The organism is Nonomuraea sp. NPDC005983, from assembly GCF_040614375.1.
In the GTDB taxonomy this organism is placed as follows: Bacteria; Actinomycetota; Actinomycetes; order Streptosporangiales; family Streptosporangiaceae; genus Nonomuraea.
Map to the genome: position 1 here is coordinate 41,362 of NZ_JBEXUP010000004.1, position 19,855 is coordinate 61,216.

The 19,855-nt window shown below is 70.6% G+C and carries 17 protein-coding genes; 10 read left to right on the forward strand and 7 right to left on the reverse strand.

What is annotated here, in order from left to right:
- The first annotated feature begins 98 nt into the window (after window positions 1–98).
- Entirely contained in the window at window positions 99–1,310 is a 1,212-nt protein-coding gene (locus ABZ297_RS03485) for a S1 family peptidase (protein ID WP_355338706.1), read from the forward strand.
- 63 nt (window positions 1,311–1,373) lie between these two features.
- Here the strand turns inward: ABZ297_RS03485 and ispG are convergent, their stop codons facing one another.
- A complete protein-coding gene (ispG, locus tag ABZ297_RS03490; RefSeq protein ID WP_355338709.1) occupies window positions 1,374–2,498 on the reverse strand; it encodes a flavodoxin-dependent (E)-4-hydroxy-3-methylbut-2-enyl-diphosphate synthase in 1,125 nt (374 codons plus the stop codon).
- Between the two features lie 131 nt (window positions 2,499–2,629).
- Here ispG and ABZ297_RS03495 point away from each other — a divergent pair, with 131 nt between their 5' ends.
- From ABZ297_RS03495 to ABZ297_RS03510, 4 genes are all read left to right on the forward strand, one after another.
- A complete protein-coding gene (locus tag ABZ297_RS03495; protein ID WP_355338712.1) occupies window positions 2,630–3,679 on the forward strand; it encodes a polyprenyl synthetase family protein in 1,050 nt (349 codons plus the stop codon).
- Window positions 3,680–3,859: 180 nt separating this feature from the next.
- Entirely contained in the window at window positions 3,860–5,263 is a 1,404-nt protein-coding gene (locus ABZ297_RS03500; RefSeq protein ID WP_355338715.1) for a family 2B encapsulin nanocompartment shell protein, read from the forward strand.
- Between the two features lie 143 nt (window positions 5,264–5,406).
- Window positions 5,407–7,572 (forward strand): terpene synthase family protein, encoded by a 2,166-nt coding sequence (locus tag ABZ297_RS03505; protein WP_355338718.1) that lies wholly within the window; start codon window positions 5,407–5,409, stop codon window positions 7,570–7,572.
- Between the two features lie 59 nt (window positions 7,573–7,631).
- Window positions 7,632–8,864, forward strand: a complete 1,233-nt coding sequence (locus ABZ297_RS03510; protein ID WP_355338721.1) for a right-handed parallel beta-helix repeat-containing protein — start codon at window positions 7,632–7,634, stop codon at window positions 8,862–8,864.
- A 65-nt stretch (window positions 8,865–8,929) separates the two neighbouring features.
- Here the strand turns inward: ABZ297_RS03510 and ABZ297_RS03515 are convergent, their stop codons facing one another.
- Window positions 8,930–9,181 (reverse strand): hypothetical protein, encoded by a 252-nt coding sequence (locus tag ABZ297_RS03515; RefSeq protein WP_355338724.1) that lies wholly within the window; start codon window positions 9,179–9,181, stop codon window positions 8,930–8,932.
- Window positions 9,182–9,518: 337 nt separating this feature from the next.
- Between ABZ297_RS03515 and ABZ297_RS03520 the strand changes: the two genes are divergently transcribed.
- Window positions 9,519–10,037, forward strand: a complete 519-nt coding sequence (locus ABZ297_RS03520; RefSeq protein WP_355338727.1) for an NlpC/P60 family protein — start codon at window positions 9,519–9,521, stop codon at window positions 10,035–10,037.
- Between the two features lie 114 nt (window positions 10,038–10,151).
- Here ABZ297_RS03520 and ABZ297_RS03525 read toward each other — a convergent pair whose 3' ends face one another.
- From ABZ297_RS03525 to ABZ297_RS03535, 3 genes are all read right to left on the reverse strand, one after another.
- Window positions 10,152–10,403, reverse strand: a complete 252-nt coding sequence (locus ABZ297_RS03525) for a hypothetical protein (protein WP_355338730.1) — start codon at window positions 10,401–10,403, stop codon at window positions 10,152–10,154.
- A gap of 474 nt (window positions 10,404–10,877) precedes the next feature.
- Window positions 10,878–11,330: a MarR family transcriptional regulator gene (locus ABZ297_RS03530; RefSeq protein WP_355338733.1), complete on the reverse strand. Its 453-nt coding sequence runs from the start codon at window positions 11,328–11,330 to the stop codon at window positions 10,878–10,880.
- Window positions 11,327–11,944 carry a type 1 glutamine amidotransferase family protein gene (locus ABZ297_RS03535; RefSeq protein ID WP_355338736.1) on the reverse strand — a complete coding sequence of 206 codons (618 nt, stop codon included), beginning with the start codon at window positions 11,942–11,944 and terminating at the stop codon, window positions 11,327–11,329. Before ABZ297_RS03535 ends, ABZ297_RS03530 begins: the two co-directional genes overlap by 4 nt.
- A gap of 60 nt (window positions 11,945–12,004) precedes the next feature.
- Between ABZ297_RS03535 and ABZ297_RS03540 the strand changes: the two genes are divergently transcribed.
- Window positions 12,005–13,351: an NERD domain-containing protein kinase family protein gene (locus ABZ297_RS03540; RefSeq protein WP_355338739.1), complete on the forward strand. Its 1,347-nt coding sequence runs from the start codon at window positions 12,005–12,007 to the stop codon at window positions 13,349–13,351.
- Window positions 13,348–13,872: a GNAT family protein gene (locus tag ABZ297_RS03545; RefSeq protein ID WP_355338742.1), complete on the forward strand. Its 525-nt coding sequence runs from the start codon at window positions 13,348–13,350 to the stop codon at window positions 13,870–13,872. Before ABZ297_RS03540 ends, ABZ297_RS03545 begins: the two co-directional genes overlap by 4 nt.
- A gap of 26 nt (window positions 13,873–13,898) precedes the next feature.
- On the opposite strand, the gene ABZ297_RS03550 is transcribed toward ABZ297_RS03545, so the two are convergent.
- A complete protein-coding gene (locus ABZ297_RS03550; protein ID WP_355338745.1) occupies window positions 13,899–16,568 on the reverse strand; it encodes a BTAD domain-containing putative transcriptional regulator in 2,670 nt (889 codons plus the stop codon).
- A 173-nt stretch (window positions 16,569–16,741) separates the two neighbouring features.
- On the opposite strand from ABZ297_RS03550, the gene ABZ297_RS03555 reads away from it, so the two are divergent.
- Window positions 16,742–17,590, forward strand: coding sequence for a M23 family metallopeptidase (locus ABZ297_RS03555; RefSeq protein WP_355338748.1), 849 nt, complete (start codon window positions 16,742–16,744; stop codon window positions 17,588–17,590).
- Window positions 17,587–18,996, forward strand: a complete 1,410-nt coding sequence (locus ABZ297_RS03560) for an N-acetylmuramoyl-L-alanine amidase (RefSeq protein WP_355338751.1) — start codon at window positions 17,587–17,589, stop codon at window positions 18,994–18,996. The genes ABZ297_RS03555 and ABZ297_RS03560 overlap by 4 nt, the downstream gene beginning before the upstream one ends.
- A gap of 5 nt (window positions 18,997–19,001) precedes the next feature.
- On the opposite strand, the gene ABZ297_RS03565 is transcribed toward ABZ297_RS03560, so the two are convergent.
- Window positions 19,002–19,805, reverse strand: a complete 804-nt coding sequence (locus ABZ297_RS03565; RefSeq protein ID WP_355338754.1) for an FKBP-type peptidyl-prolyl cis-trans isomerase — start codon at window positions 19,803–19,805, stop codon at window positions 19,002–19,004.
- Window positions 19,806–19,855: the final 50 nt, after the last annotated feature.

Consider the following 19,855-nt stretch of genomic DNA (forward strand, 5'->3'; position numbering starts at 1 on the left):
CACGACAGAACTCGCCGGCGACATCACCGTGACAGGGGTCCTTGATGCGATCACTCTTCGCGTTCGGGCTCGTACAGCTTGTACGCGAGGAGAGGCACATGCCCCCCAGGAAGACCGCGACGGCGAGCACCGCGCTGGCCGTCACCCTGCTGGCCACTCCGGCCCTGGCCCCCACCGCGCGAAGCGCGACCGCGCCCGCCGGCAGCCTCTACGCGGCCGCCAGGGAGCGGGCCGCCGCCTCCGCGGACCCGCCCGCCGGCCTCGTCGAAGCACTCAGCCGCGACCTACAGATCTCCGACGACCAGGCGGGCGTCAGGCTGCTCAACGAGACCGCGGCCGCCGACGTCGAGCCGCAGCTCAGGGCCCTGCTCGGCCCCACGTACGGCGGCGCCTGGGTGACGGGCCCGACCTCCACCATGATTGCCGCCACCACCGACAGGAACCAGGTGCCCGCCATCACACGGGCCGGGGTCCAGGCACGCGTGGTCTCCCGCTCGCTCCAGCAGCTCAACCGGGTCAAGGCCGCACTCGACCGGGCCTCGGCCACCGCCCCCAGAACAGCGCCGATCTGGTACGTGGACCTGCCCGGCAACCGCGTGGTCGTGCTGTCGTCGACGCCCACCACGGCCCGCGCGTGGGTGGACGCGGTCGGTGTCAGCACCTCGGCCGTGGAGGTCGTCCGCTCCGACGAGAAGCCCGCCCTCTTCTACGACGTGCGCGGCGGCGACGGCTACTACATCGACTCTCGCGCCCGCTGCTCCATCGGCTTCGCCGTGACCAAAGCCGGTTCGCCGGGCGGCTTCGTCAGCGCCGGGCACTGCGGCTCCGAGGGCGCCACGACCGCGGGCACCGACTGGGTGCCGCAGGGCACCTTCCGCGGCTCCTCCTTCCCCGGCAACGACTACTCGTGGGTCGAGGTCGGCACGAACTGGACCCCGCTCGGCGAGGTGGACGCCTACAGCGCCGGGATGCTCCCCGTACGCGGCTCCACCGCCGCCCTCGTGGGCTCCTCGGTCTGCCGCTCCGGATCGACCACCCATTACCACTGCGGCACGGTGCAGCAGGTCGACACCAGCGTCACCTACTCGCAGGGCACGGTTTACGAGGCCACCAGGACCGACGTCTGCGCCGAGCCCGGCGACTCAGGCGGCTCGTTCATCTCCGGCGACCAGGCCCAGGGAGTCACCTCCGGCGGCGCGGGCAACTGCACCAAGGGCGGCATCACGTACTTCCAGCCGGTCAACGAGATCCTCACCACCTACGGCCTCACCCTGGCCACCGCGCCCGCCCCTCCGGCCAGCAACCTGTGAGCCCGGGGACCACGCCACCACGGCCCGCCCCGGCCGCCAGGGGCGGAAGCGGCGGCGACCCTCCTACGAGCCCGGAGACGGCGGCTCGGCGGCCTCCTCTGCCAGGCGCAGCGCCTCCTCGACCAGGGTCTCCACGATCTGCGACTCGGGGACCGTCCGGATCACCTCGCCCTTGACGAAGATCTGGCCCCTGCCGTTGCCCGAGGCCACCCCCAGGTCGGCCTCGCGCGCCTCGCCCGGGCCGTTGACGACGCAGCCCATCACCGCCACCCGCAGCGGAAGCGGGAACCCGTCGAGCGCGGCGGCCACCCGGTCGGCCAGCGTGTAGACGTCGACCTGAGCCCGCCCGCACGACGGGCAGGAGACGATCTCCAGGCGGCGGGCGCGCAGCCCGAGCGACTCCAGGATGCCGACGCCGACCTTGACCTCCTCTACCGGCGGCGCGGACAGCGACACCCTGATCGTGTCGCCGACGCCCTCGTCGAGCAGCACCCCGAAGGCCACCGCCGACTTGATCGTGCCCTGCATGAGCGGCCCCGCCTCGGTGACGCCGAGGTGCAGCGGGTAGTCGCAGCGCCTGGCCAGCAGCCGGTAGGCGGCGACCATCACCTGCGGGTCGTGGTGCTTGACCGAGATCTTGATGTCGCGGAAGCCGTGCTCCTCGAACAGCGAGCACTCCCACAGCGCCGACTCGACCAGCGCCTCGGGGGTCGCCTTGCCGTGCTTCTGCAGCAGCCGGGGGTCGAGCGAGCCGGCGTTGACGCCGATGCGGATGGGCACCCCGTGGTCGCTCGCAGCCCGAGCGATCTCGCCCACCTTGTCGTCGAATTTCTTGATGTTGCCGGGATTGACGCGCACGGCGGCGCACCCTGCCTCGATCGCCGCGAAGACGTACCGGGGCTGGAAGTGGATGTCGGCGATGACGGGGATCTGCGACTTCCTGGCGATCGCCGGCAGCGCGTCGGCGTCGTCCTGCGACGGCACCGCCACCCGGACGATCTGGCACCCGGCGGCCGTCAGCTCCGCGATCTGCTGGAGCGTGGCGTCGACGTCGGCCGTGACGCTGGTGGTCATCGACTGCACCGAGACCGGCGCGTCGCCGCCGACGGGCACCGAACCCACCATGAGCTGGCGGGACACGCGCCGCCTGCGCGGCAGCGTCGGAGCTGCGAGATCTACCGCGGCCACAGGCGGCCCCCTTCGCACGACCGTTGTGACTCCTGAGTCAAGCGAACACTCCAGAGCCGAAAGACACTTTACACGCTCCGTATTGAATGACTAACTAGGGGTAGCTACCGCCTGACGGAAAGAAACTCGACATGACGACGGGCTACACGCAGACCGCGGTGGGACCCCGCATAGACGACCGGCTCACCGGCTTCCTGGACGACTGGCGATCCCCTGTCGCCGACCCCGACGTGGTCGCGGCCTACCAGTTGCTGACCGACTTCATCCTCAGCGGCGGCAAGCGCGTCCGCCCGCAGCTGTGCTACTGGGGCTGGCGGGGAGCCGGCGGCGATGACTGCGACGAGATCATCAGCGCCGCCGCCGCCCTGGAGCTGTGCCACGCCGGGCTCCTCATCCACGACGACATCATGGACGGCAGCGAGCTGCGCCGCGGCCACTCGACGATCCACCGGAGCCTGGCCGACCTGCACAAGGGCCCGGACTCCGAGGCGTTCGGCCAGTCGGGCGGCATCCTGCTCGGCACGCTCAGCCTGGCCTGGTCCGACACGCTGCTGTCGTCGTGCGGGGTGGAGCCCGGCCGCCTGCGGGCCGCGCACCACCTGTTCGACGCCATGCGCACCGAGGTCATCAGCGGCCAGTACCTGGACATCCTGGCCCAGCTCCGGTCGGGCGCGAGCGTGTCGCAGGCCCTCACGGTGATCCGCTACAAGACCGCCAAGTACACCGTGGAACGCCCGCTGCAGATCGGCGGCGCGCTCGCGGGGGCGTCCGCCGAGCTGCTCGACGCCTACTCGCGGTTCGGGCTGCCGCTCGGCGAGGCCTTCCAGCTCCGCGACGACGTGCTGGGCACGTTCGGCGCGTCCGCCGACACCGGCAAGTCGGCGCTCGACGACCTGCGGGACGGCAAGCACACGGTGCTGATGGCGCACGCCTTACGGCTGGCGTCCCCGGCCCAGCTCGCGCACCTGAAGACCTGGCACGGCAACCCGGAGCTGGACGAGTTCCAGGCCGCCGAGATCCGCCAGATCCTGCTCGACACCGGCGCGCTCGCGGAGGTCGAGGGCATGATCGGCGAACGGTTCCGCGAGGCCGCCCGCGCACTGGAGGGCGCCCCCATCACCGCCGAGGCGCGCGACGCCCTGACCGTGCTCGCCGACCAGCTCGCCCACCGTGACAGGTAGGCCCCCGACAGGTGGGCCCCCGCCCGCACGCCCTCCCCCGCAACCTCCCAGACACGTCCGCCTGCACGCCCTCCCTCGCAACCTCCCAGACATGTCCGCCCGCGACCTCCCCCTCCCGCACGACCTTCTCTCCGCGCAACGTCCCCGGGTTAGTTCTTCTATGGAGATTGGTGGTGTCCCATGACCGAATCGACCTCGTCCCCCCTGGAACAGCAGCAGCAACTCAGCCTCAGCACCGAAGCCGCGCGAACTCTCGCGACGACCACCAAGTCCGTCCCGCAGATGCAGGAGATCTCCTCCCGCTGGCTGCTGAAGCTGTTGCCGTGGGTGCAGACCTCCGGCGGCGTCTTCCGCGTCAACCGCCGCCTCAGCTACACGCTCGGCGACGGCCGGATCACCTTCAGCACGACCGGTGCCGAGGTCCGCGTCATCCCCGCCGAGCTCACCGAGCTGCCGGCGCTGCGCGGCTTCGACGAGATGGCCGCTCTGGAGGCGCTCGCCGACCGGTTCGCCCAGCAGGAGGTATCGGCGGGCCAGGAGATCGTCAGAGAGGGCACGCCGAGAGACCGGCTGATCCTCATCGCGCACGGCAGGGTGAGCAGGACGGCCACAGGCGCGTACGGCGACGAGCAGAACCTCGGCGTGCTGGCCGACGGCGACCACCTGGGCGCGCAGATGCTGACGGACTCCGGCGAGTGGGAGTTCACCGCGCGGGCCGGTACCGCCTGCACGGTGCTCACGCTCTCCAGCCGCGACTTCGAGCAGGTCGCGGAGCAGGCGCCGGAGCTGCGGGAGCACCTGCAGCGCTGGCGTGAGAGCGGCGGACAGGCGCAGAACGACTATGGCGAGGCCGAGATCGCGCTCTCCTCCGGCCACTCGGGCGAGCCCACGCTGCCGGGCACGTTCGTCGACTACGAGGTCAGCCCGCGCGAGTACGAGCTGAGCGTGGCGCAGACCATCCTGCGCGTTCACACCCGGGTCTCCGACCTGTACAACCAGCCGATGAGCCAGCTCGACCAGCAGCTCAGGCTGACCGTCGAGGCGCTGCGGGAGCGGCAGGAGCACGAGCTGATCAACAGTCGCGAGTTCGGCCTGCTGCACAACGCCGACCTCAATCAGCGCATCCGCACCCGCGGCGGCGCGCCGACCCCCGACGACCTGGACGACCTGCTGGCCACGGTGTGGAAGAGTCCGTCGTTCTTCCTGGCTCACCCGAAGGCCATCGCCGCCTTCGGCAGGGAGTGCAGCAGGCGCGGCATCTACCCGCAGGGCAGCGAGGTCAACAGCCACCGGGTGCCCGCCTGGCGCGGCGTCCCGATCTTCCCGTGCAACAAGATCCCGGTCACGAACACCCGCACCAGCTCGATCCTGCTCATGCGCACCGGCCAGGAGAACCAGGGCGTGATCGGGCTGCACCAGACCGGCATCCCCGACGAGTACCAGCCGAGCCTGTCGGTGCGGTTCATGAGCATCAACGAGAAGGCCGTCATCTCCTACCTGGTCAGCGCCTACTACTCGGCGGCGGTGCTCGTCCCCGACGCGCTCGGCGTCCTGGAGGACGTGGAGATCGGACGCGAGGGCTGAGATGGACGCGAACTCCTGAGGCGACCGGGCGCCTCGCGCCCGCCATGGACCGTTCCATGGCCGTATCTGCCGCGTGAACCGCCGCCCCGCCCACCCGGTGGGGCGGCGGGCGCGCTCGACCACGTAGAGATCGGAGCGACGTCTTGACCGCCCAGCCGTTCGAGCTGCCGGACTTCTACATGCCGTATCCCGCACGGCTCAACCCGCACGTCGAGGAGGCCAGGCGGCACTCCGGGCAGTGGGCCCGCGAGATGGGGATGCTGGAGGGTTCGGGCATCTGGGAGCAGCGCGACCTGGACTCCCACGACTACGCGCTGCTGTGCGCGTACACACATCCCGACTGCGACGGCGCGGAGCTGTCGCTGGTCACCGACTGGTACGTCTGGGTGTTCTTCTTCGACGACCACTTCCTGGAGACGTTCAAGCGCAGCGGCGACCGGGAGGGCGGCAGGGCGTACCTGGACCGGCTGCCCGCGTTCATGCCGATGGACCTGGCCGCCGGGGTGCCCGAGCCGGCCAACCCGGTCGAGGCGGGCCTGGCGGACCTGTGGGCCAGGACGGTCCCGGCGCGCTCCGTCCAGTGGCGGGTGCGGTTCGCGGAGAGCACCAGGAACCTGCTGAACGAGTCGCTCTGGGAGCTGTCCAACATCAACGCGAACCGGGTCGCCAACCCGGTGGAGTACATCGAGATGCGGCGCAAGGTCGGCGGCGCGCCGTGGTCGGCGGGGCTCGTCGAGCACGCGGTGGGCGCGGAGGTGCCGGACCGCATCGCCGCCTCGCGGCCGATGCGGGTGCTGCGTGACGCCTTCGCCGACGCGGTCCACCTGCGCAACGACCTGTTCTCCTATCAGCGGGAGGTCTGTGACGAGGGCGAGCTGAGCAACGGCGTCCTGGTCCTGGAGACCTTCTTCGGGTGCAGCACGCAGGAGGCCGCCGACACGATCAACGACGTGCTCACCTCGCGGCTCCAGCAGTTCGAGCACACCGTGTTCACCGAGCTGGGCCCGCTGTTCGTGGAGCACGGGGTGGACCCGCTGTCGGCCGCCGGCGTGCTGGCGTACGTCAAGGGGCTGCAGGACTGGCAGTCGGGCGGCCACGAGTGGCACCTGCGCTCGAGCCGCTACATGAACGAGCGGGCGCGGGCGGGTGACTCCTTCGGCCCGAAGTCGGTCGTCGGGGCGCTCGCCGCGAAGCGGGTCCGCTCATACACGCATGTGCCCCACCCCGTGGGCCCGTCGATCATCCCCGACCTCCGGCTGCCGTACGAGCTCAGGCTCAGCCCCCACCTGGACTCCTCCCGCCGCAGCACGGTCGCGTGGGCGCGCGAGATGGGCATCATCGACCCGGTGCCGGGCCTGCCGGGCCCCGGCGTCTGGGACGAGGCCAAGCTGATCGACTACGACCTGCCGCTGTGCGCGGCGGGGCTGGATCCCGACGCCTCCCCCGACGAGCTCGACCTGAGCTCGTTCTGGCTGGCCTGGGGCACCTACGGCGACGACTACTTCCCCGTCGTCTTCGGCGCGACCCGCAACCTGGTCGGCGCGAAGATCGCGGCCGACCGGTACTCGCTGTTCATGCCGATCGAGGGGCCCGTCACCGCCGTCCCCACCGACCCGCTCGAACGCGGCCTGGCCGACCTGTGGGCGCGTACGGCGGGCCCGTTGAGCCTGTCGGGACGCCGCAGGTTCCGCAAGGCCATCGAGGACATGGTGGCGGGCTGGCTCTGGGAGCTGTCGAACCAGGCGCAGAACCGGGTGCCCGACCCCGTGGACTACATCGAGATGCGGCGGGCGACCTTCGGCTCCGAGCTGACGATGAGCCTGTGCAGGCTGAGCCGTGAGAAGGAGGTGCCGCCGGAGATCTTCCAGAGCGGGCCGATGCGGTCGCTGGAGAACGCCGCCATGGACGCCGCCTGCCTGATCAACGACGTCTTCTCGTACCAGAAGGAGATCGAGTTCGAGGGCGAGGTGCACAACTGCGTGCTGGTCGTGCAGAACTTCTTCGGCTGCGACTACCCGACGGCCCTGAACGTCGTCGCCGACCTGATGGCGTCGCGCGCCCGCGAGTTCGAGCACGTCGCCGCCCACGAGCTGCCGGTGCTGTACGACGACTTCCAGGTGGGCGCCGAGGCCCGCGGGCTGCTCGCGGCCTACGTGGAGGACCTTCGGAACTGGCTCGCCGGGATCCTCAACTGGCACCGGCACTGCCTGCGGTACGACGAGGTCTCGCTGCGCCGGCACCACCGGCCCCCCGAGTGGCGGCTCGGCGGCCCGACGGGATTGGGAACATCCGCCGCCACGCTCCGTTAGAAGAGCTTTCGGTCCGCTGACCTGCCAGGATGATCGCGATTCTGGACGGGGGACGGACCATGAACACACATTTCACTCCTCAGGCGGCGGCGGCCATCGCGACGGTGGCCGCCACCGGGATCGCCGTCGTACTGCCCGCGGTTCCGCTTTCGAAGGCGGTGAAGCACGAGCCGGGCACGGGGGCCCGGCTCGGCGGCAAGGTAGAGGCGGCGTGCGCCAACGACAGCGGCGACGCGAAGACCATTCAGGGGGCGATCGACTCGTCCGGGGAGGGCGACGAGATCGTCTTCAGGGGGCCGTGCCTGATCGACGCGACGATCACGCTGCTCGACCACCGCACCTACCGCGGCGTCTCGAAAGCCGGCGCGGTGATCAAACAGGCCGATGGGGCCAATCTGGCCGCCATGCTGGCTTCGGAGTCGTGGGCCACGAACCGTCCGTACGGCTCCGAGACGGTACGGATCGAGCAGCTGACACTCGACGGCAACCGCGACCACAACACCGGCACCGTGGGCCTGATGCTGCGCTCGTGGAACAGCCGGGTCGAGGACGTCGACATCCTGGGCGCGCCCTCCGACGGCATCCGGGTGAGCAACCCGTCGAAGAACGGCACGCCGCTGAAGAACACGATGGTCAACAGCATCATCAGCGACGTCTACATCGAGGGCTCCGGCGGCGCGGGGGTCAGGGTGCTCGACCCGGGCAACTCGGTCACCGACTGGGTGCTGGAACGTTCCTGGATCGCCGACAGCGGCACGAGCGCGGTCGAGCTCGACAACGCCGCCGGCTGGACCCTCAACGGCCTGCACGTGTACGGGGTGCGAAGGAACGCGATCGACGCGCACCGCTGCTTCGGCACCTCGATCGTGAACAACTACGTCGAGGACTTCGGCGGCGAGGGGGCCGCAGGGCGGACGTACTACGGCATCCGCTGCGACCTGCAGGGCGAGGCCGCGAGCGTGGTGAGCGAAAACAAGATCCACCACTTTCCGCCACTGGGCGCGGCGGCCGAGGCGGAGCAGCCCAAGGCCCTGGAACAGCGCGCCAGGCCGTCGAAGCGGTCCCGCGCCGACTACGTCTACCTCGCCCTGGACCAGGTCAACTACGGTGTCGGGCACGCCGCGGTGACCGGCAACACGATCCTCGGCCACGGCACGGGCCGCGAGACCGGCATCCTGTACGGCAAGGGCCAGGGGCGGGGGATGTCGGTCACCTCCACCGGCAACCTCGTCGACTCGGTCGGCGTCCCGCGCTCCGCCGGGCGTGGCGTGCAGCTGGGCAGGGACTACTGAACACGCAGAGCCGGCCCAGCGGATGCGCTGGGCCGGCCCTCGGCCGCATGACGCGGCGGGCTGTTTCAGCCGTTGTTGTTGTTGAGCGCGCTCAGGTCGGCGTCGAGCAGGTGGCTGATGGTGAGGACGTCCCAGTAGTTGAGCGAACCGTTCAGGACGCTGTTGGCCGCCGTCAGGTTGTCGAGCAGCGACCACTGGCCGAGGACCTGGTTGCCGGTGTTGGCGGAGTTCGGGCCGTCGTCGGCGGAAGCGCTCGTGGCGGAGACACCGAACATGAGGCCGGCGATGGCTGCACCGGCAAGAATGCGCCGCATCATTTCATTCTCCTTCGTTGGAATCGGCGCGGATCGCGCGTCATCGTGAATACTCACTCGGTTGCGAGATGCCGCCATTAACCATGCCTTTCCAGGAGGACACGATCAAGCGACGCCACCTAAACAGAAGTCAAGGAGACTTCTTTATTCTTTGACGTTTAATCCCAGGTCGTCCAGAAATGCCCGACTGATCCTGCTATAAGGCCAGATTTGGGTGGGGCAATTCAGACAGACCATGTTTGGACTTCTCCCCAGGAGGCGAGGAAAGAGCCAGAAACGTCCTTATCTAGTGAAAGCGCTGCATATTATGGACGCTTCACCAACGCTTCCGCGCAGGGCAGTGACGCTCCTCGTCCTCGCCGCGTTCGCCTCCACCGCGGCCCCCGCCGAGGCGCGAAACGCCCTCGGCCTGTCCACGGTCACGGCTCAGCACCGGCAGGCGGCCGGTGCGGTCGCGGTGCGCGCCGCCATGGGGATGCTCGGCGTTCCCTACTCCTGGGGAGGGGGCGGGCCGGAAGGGCCCACCTACGGGATCGGGCACGGCAGCCAGACCAAGGGCTTCGACTGCTCCGGCCTGACCGAGTACGCCTGGGCCAGCGCGGGAGTGCGCATCGGCCCCACCACGCGAGAGCAGTGGCGGGCTGGAACCCGGATTCCGAAGGCCCAGGTGGAACCGGGCGATCTGGTCTTCTACGACAACAAGCCGCGCCGTCCAGGGCCCGAGCACGTCGGCCTGGCCGTCGACGCCACGCGGATCGTGGACGCGCCGTTCACCGGCGCCGTCGTGCGCCTCGATCCGCTGGACAAACCCCACTTTCTGGGGGTGGTGCGGCCCCAACCCACCGACGTCGTCTCTTGACGGTCTCGCCCCACGACCAGGGTCGATCGCCCCTGGCCGCGTGGCGTCCCACCCGGTGGCCACCAGGCGGGCGCTCCGTGGCCTCGCGAGAAATCCACGGCCGCACGAGGAACGTCAGCCGTTGTTGTTGTTCAGGGTGGCGACGCTGAGGTCCGCCAGGTGCTCGACCGTCAGGACGTCGAGGTAGTTGGCCGAGCCGTTGAGGACGTTGTTGAGCAGGGTGGCGTTGTTCAGGATGCTGTACTGGCTCAGGACCTGGTTGCCGGAGTTGCTGGCGTTGGGGCCGTCGTCGGCCGAGGCGCCCGAGGCCGAGAGAGCGAACGCGACGCCCGCGATGGCTGCACCGGCGAGAATTCGACGGATCATGTTTGTTTCCTCCATTGATCGGCGCGGAATTTCCGTCGCCATAGTCGTTTCTGCAGGGCTGTGAGGTGCCGGGAATAACAATCGCGGCAGGCGGCGTACCCCGCAACCCAAGAACATATGCTCGGAGTCAAGGGGGCACCTCGTTTTCTTGGCATTGGGCTTTCAAACGCGCGCCCTGCGATAGTTCCGGTGCGCAGCGAAACGAGGCTCATTTGAACCCGGCCAAGAATGACGTTGGCCGAACCCGGGCCGTCGTTTGGCCGCGTTTCACCCGGGCTTGAGGGCCCTGCTACGCCCGGCGGCGGCGTCGGGTTGCCGCCCTCCGCCGGACGTCCGGAACGCGGGAAACGGTAAGGATGGGCGCCGGATGCGAATTTCCAAATCCGGAGGCCGGGTCGTGAGCACGGGCAAAGAAAGAGCGCTGCGGCCACGTACGCGCAAGATCGTGACGGTCGTCGGCGCAGGGCTCGGACGTCATCCTGGCGACTGCTCGATGATCCGGTCGAGAGCGGCCGACAGGCGCTGCAGGGCCGCCACGCTCTCCCTGACCTGCTCCAGCCCCAGTTCGGCCACGAGCCGGTCGGCGAGTTCCTGGTGACCGGGCATGATCCGATTGATGGCGGCCCTGCCCTCGGGGGTCGGCCGCAGCAGCTTGGCCCTGCGGTGCGCGGGGTTGGGCCGATACTCGGCCAGCCCCTTCTCCACCAGCAGATCGGCGATGCGCTGCACCCCCTGGCGGGTCATGCCCATCACCCTGGCGATGCCCGACACGGGCAGCGGCTCCTGCAGCACCGCCCCGAGCACCTGCCACCAGGCGGCGGTCAGCCCCGCGGGCCTGGCCAGCCCCTCCGCCACCTCCAGGAACTGGCCGTTCAGCCGGAACGCGCCCAACGCGGTGGCGGAGAGCAGTTCCGCCACCTCGCTCATGCCGACATCAACACCTCGTAGGCCGACGCGTCGCTGCGCGCGAACAGGCGGAACCAGGCGTCGAGGACCTCGGGCCGGTAGACGTCGAGGCGGCGGAAGATCTCGCGGGCGAACGCCACCGGCTCCGTCGGCCCGGCGGTGACGAGGTCGCCGCCGAGTACCGCGTCCTCGTCGAGGTAGCGCTCGGCTCCCGCGTAGCCCGCCTGCGCCTCCAGGTACTGCACGACCGCGCTGGTGTGGTCGCGGTCGTCAAGCAGCCCCTCGCGGGCCAGGCCGGCGGTCGCGCCGCAGATCGCCGCGACGGGGACGCCCGCGTCGAGGAACTCGCGGGCCTTGCGGGCGAACGGGGCGAGGTCGTCGCCCGTGTCCCACAGCCCGGCTCCGGGCAGGATCAGCATCGCGCTGCCGGCCGGCGTGAGCGCGTCGAGCGCGAGGTCGGGCAGGACGCGCTGGCCGCCCATGGTGGTGATCGGCTCGGTGGAGGGGCCGACCGTGACGATCTCGTACCCACCGGGCTCACGGTGGAACCGCCCGTTGCGGAGGTGGGCGGTCGCGTGACCCGTCTCCCAGTCGGCGAGGGTGTCGTAAACGGCGAGGTGTACCGGCTTCTTCATGACAACAGGCTGTCATATCGACAACATGCTGTCAATTGAATTCGTGCAAGGATAGGGCCTATGGCAGAGATCGTCGGCGGGGGACGTCCGGTCAACGACGCCGAACGGCGGGTGATCGCCTACCTGCGCGATCACGCGCCCGCCGACTGGCTGCTGCTGCACAACATCGAGGTCCCCCGCGGCGACGACGTCTTCGAGGTGGACCTCCTGGTCCTGACCGGCCACTCGCTGGTCGTCGTCGACGTCAAGGGCACCCGCGGGCGCATCGAGGTCTCGGGCACGCGCTGGTTCCCGCCGCGCCGCGAGGCGTTCGGGTCCCCGGTGGCCAAGCTGCGCGGCACCGCGAAGGCGCTGAAGGGGCTGCTCGTCTCACGGGCCACGCAGCTCGAACGGGTGTACGTCGACAGCCTCGTGGTGCTCACCTCGCCCGACGCGGAGCTGGTCGATCCCGGCGGGCGCGACTCCCCGAACGCCGCCCTCCTGCCAGAGCTGATCGCGACGCTCGGCGACACCTCGCGGGTCAGGCGCGGGTGCAGCCCCGACGCCAGGCCGTACCTGACCGCGATCCTCGACGCGCTCAACCAGACCGTGCGGCGCAGCACCGCGCCGCCCAGGTTCGGCAACTGGGAGGTGGAGGAGCAGCTCGGCGGCGACGTCAGGGTCACCGAGTACCGGGCCTTCAACGCGACCCTGCCGGGCAGCGAGACCGTGCTGCTGCGCGTCTACCAGGCCGACCCGCTGGCCGACAGCGCCGCCCGCGCCGCCGAGCGGCAGCGCATCGCCAACGCCTACCAGTCGCTGGCGCGCATCCCGGCGCACCCGTGCGTGGTGCGCTCGCGCGACTTCTTCGCCATCGACGACGAGAGCCGGTTCGTCCTGGTGCTCGACGACGTCCACGGCGAGGCGCTGCACCTGCGGCTGCGCGGCGGCGTCCGGCTCGGCGTGATCCAGGACCTGCTGCGCGGGCTGGCCCACGCGCACGCCCACGGCGTCATCCACCGGGCGCTGACCCCCGCCTGCGTGCTGGTCACCGACGACGGCCACGCGGTGCTGACCGGCTTCGACTACGCCAAGCCGGGCCAGCGCGACTACACGGTCGCGCACGAGCTGGGCAACGTGCTCGACGCCCACTACGTGGCGCCCGAGTGCCAGGACCGGCCTGACCGGATGACGGCGGCCTCCGACGTCTACGCCGCCGGGGTGATCGCCTTCCAGCTGCTCACCGGCGAGTTGCCGACCAGCGCCGACGCCTCCGGCGCCGACGTCCCGGACGTGGTGCGCCGGATGCTCGACCACTCTCCCGCCAAGCGGCCGTCGGCGGCCGAGGCCCTCGACGCCCTCCAGGTCGGGGTCCCCCACGAATCCCGCTTCAGACGTCTCGTCCGTCGAATAGTGTCCGGATCATGACGATTACGTTCAGACCGGTCGGCGAGGAGGACGTGGCCTTCCTCAACCACCTGACCAACGATCCCGACGGCGCGGGTGAGCACCAGTGGTACGGCTGGCACAACCCGCACCGCCACCGGGAGCGCTGGGAGGCCGACGGCCTCCTCAACGAGGACGGCGGCGTCCTGCTCGTCATCGCGGGCTCCGACCGGGCCGGCCTGGTGAGCTGGCGGAAGGAGGTCGCCAGCAGGGTCTCCTATTACTGGGAGATCGGGCTGATCCTGGCGCCCGGGTTCCGCGGCAAGGGGTATGGCACGCGCGCCCAGCAGCTGCTCGTGCGCTACCTGTTCGACCACTCGCCGGCCAACAGGATCCAGGCGTCGACCGAGATCAGCAACGTCGCCGAGCAGCGCGCGCTGGAGAAGGCCGGCTTCACCCGCGAGGGAGTGCTGCGCGGCATCGGCTTTCGCGCGGGTGACTGGCACGACGGCGTCCTTTACAGCATCCTGCGCTCCGACCTCGACGACCGGTCCGCGCCGTAGGGGCCCTCCGGGCCGCTTGCGCCGGGCTAGCCGGGCAGGGTCCGCCGTAGCGCGCTGGCGTGGTTGAGGTAGTCGAGGGCCAGCACGGTGCGTCCGGCTGAGCGGTGCAGCTCGCCCAGCATCTGCGTGGTCGACGCCTCTCCGCTGCGGTCGCCCAGCTCCTGAAAGATCTCCAACGACCGTTCCAGCCCGGCCGACGCGGGCAGCCACTCGCCGCGCGCCGCCTGGAGCCCCGCGAGGCTCTGCATCGCGTACGCGCCGCAGTGCCGGTCCCCGAGCGACTCGAAGATGTCCAGGGCGTGCCTGTGGAAGGACATGATCTGGTGCAGGTCGCCCATCTGTAGGCAGACGCAGCCCTCGCGGTGCGCGTCGCCCAGCTCCTGCGCCAGCCGCATCGCCTGGCCGAGCGACTCCGACGCCTGCGCCAGGTCGCCCGACTTGAGGCAGACCCTGCCGATGGCCTGCCGGGCGAACGCCTCGCCGTGCTGGTCGCCGGTGGACAGGAACATGGCCAGGGCCCGCCTGAAGTGGCCGAGCGCCTGCGCGTGCCTGCCCCGGAACTGGCTCACCGCGCCCAGCCCGCAGAGGGACGTCGCCTCGGCCCTGGCATCGCCCAGGGCGTGGAAGAGCTTGCGGGAGCGGGTGAAACCGGTTACGGCCTCCTCGTATCGGTCCTGGTACAGGCTGACCTGGGCGAGCCCCCTGAGCATGGCCGCCTCCCCGTAGGTGTCGCCCGACGCGCGGGCGGCGGCCAGCGCCACTGCGTGCGTCCGCTGCCAGGTGTCGAGGTGGCAGTGCAGGTCCAGGTACGGCACCAGGGCGGCGGCCAGGCCCCAAGCCGACTCGGCGAGCCCCGCCTGCGCGGCGACGTCGACGGCCGCCGCCAGCGTGTCGTGTTCGGCCTCGAACCAGCCGAGCGGGTCGGAGGTGAGCCGGTCCAGCGTCTGCTCGGGCAGCCGCCAGCGCGGGGTCCTGGGAGCGGTGAGACTGAAGACCGTGGTGGGCAGCCTGGCCATGACGTGCTCGGTGGTGGCGGTCCAGGCGGCGAGCACCCTGGCCAGGCCCGCCGGGTCGGGCCCGCGGTCGAGCGCGTGGCGGCGGATGAGGTCGGGCATCCGGTAGCGGGGCTGGCCCACCGGGTCGGTGCCGACCAGCTCCAGCAGGTTGACGTCCACGAGCAGGTCGGTGACGTCGTCGGCGCGGGGCCTGTCCAGCGCGGCGCCGACCACCCAGCCCGGCTGGTGGCACGCCCCGAGCAGGCCGAACGTGCCCAGCGTGCGGGCCGCCTCGTCGGGCAGGCGGTGGTAGCTGCTGTCGAGGCAGGCCCGCACCTCCTTCAGCTCGCCCAGGCTGTCGTCCTCCAGCCGCTGCCTGAGCACCGAGAGCGACCAGCCAGGCCGTCCCGCCAGGCGGGCCCCGGCGCTCCTGACGGCCAGCGGGATCCCTCCGCACGCCTCGACGATGGCCAGCGCGGCCTCCTGCTCGCGCGCGACCCGGTCGGGGCCGACGATCCTGGCGAGCAGCCCGAGCGCCTCCTGCGGCGGCAGCTCTCCGACGTCGATCTGGAGCGCGCCGGGCAGTTCGGTGATCCGCCGCCTGCTGGTCACGATCACGACGCTGTCGTTGCCGGGCAGCAGCGGCCGGACCTGGTCGGCGTCGCGCGCGTCGTCGAGCAGCAGCAGCATCGGCCGATCGGCCAGCACCGACCGGAGCAGCGCTGAACGCTCGTGCGGCGTGGGCGGCGCCGGCTCGACGCCGAGCGCCCTGAGCGCCTCGGCGAGCAGGTCCGCCGGTTCCTTGCCGTCGAGGTCCAGGTAGAGCTGCCCGGCGGGGAAGTGTTCGCGCAGCGCGTGCGCGGCGTGCAGGGCCAGCGCGCTCTTGCCCGCTCCCGGCAGCCCGGAGATCACGGCGACAGGGAACGGCTCGGCCAGGGCCGCCAGCTCGGCCGCCCTGCCGGTGAAGTCGGGCAGGTCGGGCGGGAGCTGCCGGGGGGCGGGCGGCGGCACGTCGTCCGCCAGGATCGTCTCGTAGGCGCCGCGCAGCTCGGCGCCGGGTTCCACGCCCAGCTCGTCCACCAGTCTGGTGCGGACCGTGGCGTAGGCCTGGAGTGCTTCGGCCTTCCTGCCGCTGCCGTGCAGGGCCAGCAGGAGGCGTCCCCAGAGATCCTCTCTGTAGGGGTGCTCGGCCAGCAGCCCGCGCAGTTCGGCGATGGCGCCCGCGTGGTCCTGGGCCGCCAGCCTGTGCTGGATCAGCTCCTCCACGGCCCGTAATCGGGCCTCGTGGAGGGGTTCTAGCCGGCGGTCCCAGAGCGGGCTGCCGGGGAGGTCGGCCAGTGGCGCGCCGCGCCAGAGCGCGAGCGCCTCGCTGTGGCGCGCCTGTCCGGCCAGGTCCTCGAAGACCTGGAGGTCGAGAGCGCCGTCGGGGACGTCGATGGCGTAGCCCGAGCCGTCGCCGCGCAGGTGACCGCCGCCGAGGTCGGACCTGAGCGAGCTGACATAGGTCCGCAGATTGGCCTGCGCGGAGGCCGGCGGGCGATCCGGCCAGAGCACCTCGACGAGGTGGTCGGCGGCGACGATCTGCCCGGCGTCGAGCAGCAGTGTGGCGAGCAGGACTCTGGGCTTCCTGCCGGAGATCCGGACGGGTCGACCCGCCGAACGGACTTCCAACGGGCCGAGCACGTGAAAGGTAACCGTCATGAACCGAATCAGCTCCTTTTGGGGAGGCCTGACAGATCTTGTACCGGTTCTGGACGATTTATGTGCGGCTTTTGCGAACCCTGGTGCCAGAGAGCATCGCCGAAAGGATCACCCCCATGAAGCTCAGCGGAGCCATCGTCGCTGGCCTTGCCCTGTTATGCAGTCTCGGAACGATGTCGGCGGCCCACGCCGATCCGGAACCTGACTCCGCACAGGCGGAGCTCCTCGCCACCAACTTCCAGCTGCCGTTCCCCTGCGGCCAGACGTGGACCGGCAACTCCAGCGACAGCAGCGCGCACCAGTCGTACGAGATCGACTTCAACCGCGGCAGCACGCCGGACGCCGACCGCGGCGACACCGTGGTCGCCGCCGCCTCGGGCACCGTGGTGATCTCCGCCCACCAGGGCTCGACCAACGGCTACGGCAACCTCGTCAAGATCGACCACGGCGGCGGCTGGACCACGTACTACGCCCACCTGGACAGCCGCGCGGTCTCCGAGGGCCAGACGGTCACCCAGGGCCAGAAGATCGGCGAGGTCGGCAACACCAGCAAGCCGGGCAACAACATCAGCCCCCACCTCCACTACGAGGTGCGGCTCGGCACCAGCTACCCGTCGAACATCCAGAAGGCCGTCTTCGACGGCGTCACCTTCGGCTACCCCACGCAGAGCGTGACCTCGAAGAACTGCGCCGGGAACCCGTACACCCCCGAGAAGGTCTGCGGCGCGGGCTACAGCGTGATCGACTCCGCGGCGCTCGGCGGCGACGGCGCCGTCTACCTGCTCTACAACGCCTCCAACGGCAACAACTGCGTGGCCACGATCAAGTCCAGGTCGCTGGGCACGGACACGGCCACCACCGCCTACCTGGAAGTCCAGGGCAGCGCCCGGAAGACCGACTCGGGCAACTTCGGGTACTACGCGGGCCCCGTCGTCGCCTCGGCCCCCGGCAAATGCGTCAAGTGGGGCGGCAAGGCCGGTTCCTCCTCCTACGACAGCCCCTGGGAGCACTGCGGATCATGAAGATGCGAACCCTGATGGTGGCCGGCCTCCTCACGCTCGCAGCCGCCGGGCAGCAGGCCGCGAACGCGTCCACCACCGCCAACCCCCTGTCGGACGCCTTCGACAAGGCGGCCACCACCTACGACGTGCCACGTGACCTGCTGGTCGCCCTCGCCTACGCCGAGACCCACCTCGACGGGCACGACGGCAAGCCCAGCGCCATGGGCGGCTACGGCGTGATGCACCTGGTGAGCAACCCGACCAACCACACGCTGGAAGAGGCGGCCAAGCTCACCTCACAGCCCGTGGGCACGCTGAAGTCCGACGACGCGGCCAACGTGCTCGGCGGCGCCGCCGTGCTGCGCGCCAAGGCCGACGCGACCGGCCTGGACGACAAGGCCCGCGACGACGCGGCCAGGTGGTACCCGGCCGTCGCCGCGTACGGGCACGCGACCGACACCATCACGGCCAAGCTGTACGCCGACGCCGTCTACGAGGTGCTGGCCGACGGCGTGCAAACGGCCGGCGTGCAGAGCGCGCCGAAGGCCGTCGAGCCCGACCGCGGCACGTACGAGGACGTCCCGCAGCCGCTCGCGGCGGGCACCGACTACCCCGGGGCGCGGTGGGTGGCGGCCAGCACGTCCAACTACGCCGTGTCGAACCGGCCGAGCAGCGACAAGATCGACCGGATCATCATCCACGTCACCCAGGGCTCGTACGCGGGCTCGATCTCGTGGTTCCAGAACCCGGCGGCCAAGGTGTCGGCGCACTACGTGGTGCGCTCGTCCGACGGGCAGATCACCCAGATGGTGCGTGAGAAGGACCGGGCCTGGCACGCGGGCAACAGCGAGTACAACCGGCGCTCCATCGGCATCGAGCACGAGGGCTACATCAACGACGCCTCCTGGTTCACCGACCAGATGTACCGGTCCTCGGCGGCGCTGACCCGCAACATCGCCGACAGGTACGGCATCCCGAAGGACCGCACCCACATCATCGGCCACATCCAGGTGCCCGGCAGCGACCACACCGACCCCGGGTCCTACTGGAACTGGACGAAGTACATGAGCTACGTGACCGGCGGCGGCTCGGGCGGCGGCACCAACCCGTACACCGCCGAGAAGGTCTGCGGCACCGGCTTCAAGGTGATCGACTCGCAGGCCCTGGGCACGGCGGGCACCGCCTACCTGCTCTTCAACAGCGCCAGCGGCAGCAACTGCGCGACCACCCTGAAGCTGAACTCGCTCGGCAAGGCCACCGCCACCAGCACCTTCCTCGAGGTGAGGGGCAGCGCCAGGAAGAGCGACTCGGGCAACTTCACCTACTACGCGGGCCCGGTCAAGGCGTCGGCCTCCGGCAAGTGCGTGAAGTGGGGCGGCAAGGCGGGCTCGTCGACGTACGAGAGCCCGTTCGAGCACTGCGGCTGAACCCCCTAGAGGCCGATGCTGTCGATCACGTCCACGACGTACAGCATCGGCCTCCGCTCGTCCGGGGACGGGAGCGCGACCCGGCAGCCCACGTGCCGCCCCGTCAGCCCCTCGACCCAGCCCGACGGCACCGCCCCCCGCTCCAGCGTGAAGGCGCTGGGGCCACCCCTGCGGTAAGACGAGTCCACGACCCTGCGCGACGGCCACTCGGCCGCCACGTACTGGACCACCACCTTGCCGCCCGCCTTCACCGGCGGGCCGGAGCCGTCGATGATCGTCCGTGGCTCGCTGGTCAGGTCGAGGTCACCGGGGATGACGGGCAACGTCCGGCCGACCAGCCGGGCGTCCGCCGGGTAGCCGCCCAGGATGTCGAAGACCAGCACCAGCGTGTCCGCGGGCCTGAGCCCCGTGAGCGGGATGTTCGGGCCCTGCGCCTCGCCCGCCGGGCTGACCAGCATGACCCGGCTGCCCGCCGCGCGGCCGATCAGCGCCTCGCGCCAGGTGGCCGAGACGTGCCGCCCGTCGAAGACGACCGCGGTCGGCTGGTGCGCGTCGTACGTGGTGAGGTACGGCTTGTTGCCCGTCCACTGGTGGATCTCCACGTCCGCGAGCACCACGTCACCCGGCACGGTCCGCCGCCCGGCACCCACCGACAGCACCGTCACTCTGGGCGTCCGGCCCGGACGGCTGCTGGGGATGGCGATGACGGGCTTGCTGCCGAACGTCCCCGAGACGACCGGCATGGCGCCGTCGTCGGCCAGGCCACACGAGGTGGCCATCATGAGCAGGGCAGGCCAGAACAGTCGCACGCTTTCTCCCCGTGACGCGAACCCGCCAGTGTTATTTGCCGGGATCGGGG

Excerpts from the sequence above, each read along its gene's own strand:
- ABZ297_RS03485 (WP_355338706.1), top strand. The coding sequence starts at position 99 with ATGCCCCCCAGGAAGACCGCGACGGCGAGCACCGCGCTGGCCGTCACC.
- ABZ297_RS03495 (WP_355338712.1), top strand. The coding sequence starts at position 2,630 with ATGACGACGGGCTACACGCAGACCGCGGTGGGACCCCGCATAGACGAC.
- ABZ297_RS03500 (WP_355338715.1), top strand. The coding sequence starts at position 3,860 with ATGACCGAATCGACCTCGTCCCCCCTGGAACAGCAGCAGCAACTCAGC.
- ABZ297_RS03510 (WP_355338721.1), top strand. The coding sequence starts at position 7,632 with ATGAACACACATTTCACTCCTCAGGCGGCGGCGGCCATCGCGACGGTG.
- ABZ297_RS03515 (WP_355338724.1), bottom strand. The coding sequence starts at position 9,181 with ATGATGCGGCGCATTCTTGCCGGTGCAGCCATCGCCGGCCTCATGTTC.
- ABZ297_RS03525 (WP_355338730.1), bottom strand. The coding sequence starts at position 10,403 with ATGATCCGTCGAATTCTCGCCGGTGCAGCCATCGCGGGCGTCGCGTTC.
- ABZ297_RS03530 (WP_355338733.1), bottom strand. The coding sequence starts at position 11,330 with ATGAGCGAGGTGGCGGAACTGCTCTCCGCCACCGCGTTGGGCGCGTTC.
- ABZ297_RS03535 (WP_355338736.1), bottom strand. The coding sequence starts at position 11,944 with ATGAAGAAGCCGGTACACCTCGCCGTTTACGACACCCTCGCCGACTGG.
- ABZ297_RS03540 (WP_355338739.1), top strand. The coding sequence starts at position 12,005 with ATGGCAGAGATCGTCGGCGGGGGACGTCCGGTCAACGACGCCGAACGG.
- ABZ297_RS03545 (WP_355338742.1), top strand. The coding sequence starts at position 13,348 with ATGACGATTACGTTCAGACCGGTCGGCGAGGAGGACGTGGCCTTCCTC.
- ABZ297_RS03550 (WP_355338745.1), bottom strand. The coding sequence starts at position 16,568 with ATGACGGTTACCTTTCACGTGCTCGGCCCGTTGGAAGTCCGTTCGGCG.
- ABZ297_RS03555 (WP_355338748.1), top strand. The coding sequence starts at position 16,742 with ATGTCGGCGGCCCACGCCGATCCGGAACCTGACTCCGCACAGGCGGAG.
- ABZ297_RS03560 (WP_355338751.1), top strand. The coding sequence starts at position 17,587 with ATGAAGATGCGAACCCTGATGGTGGCCGGCCTCCTCACGCTCGCAGCC.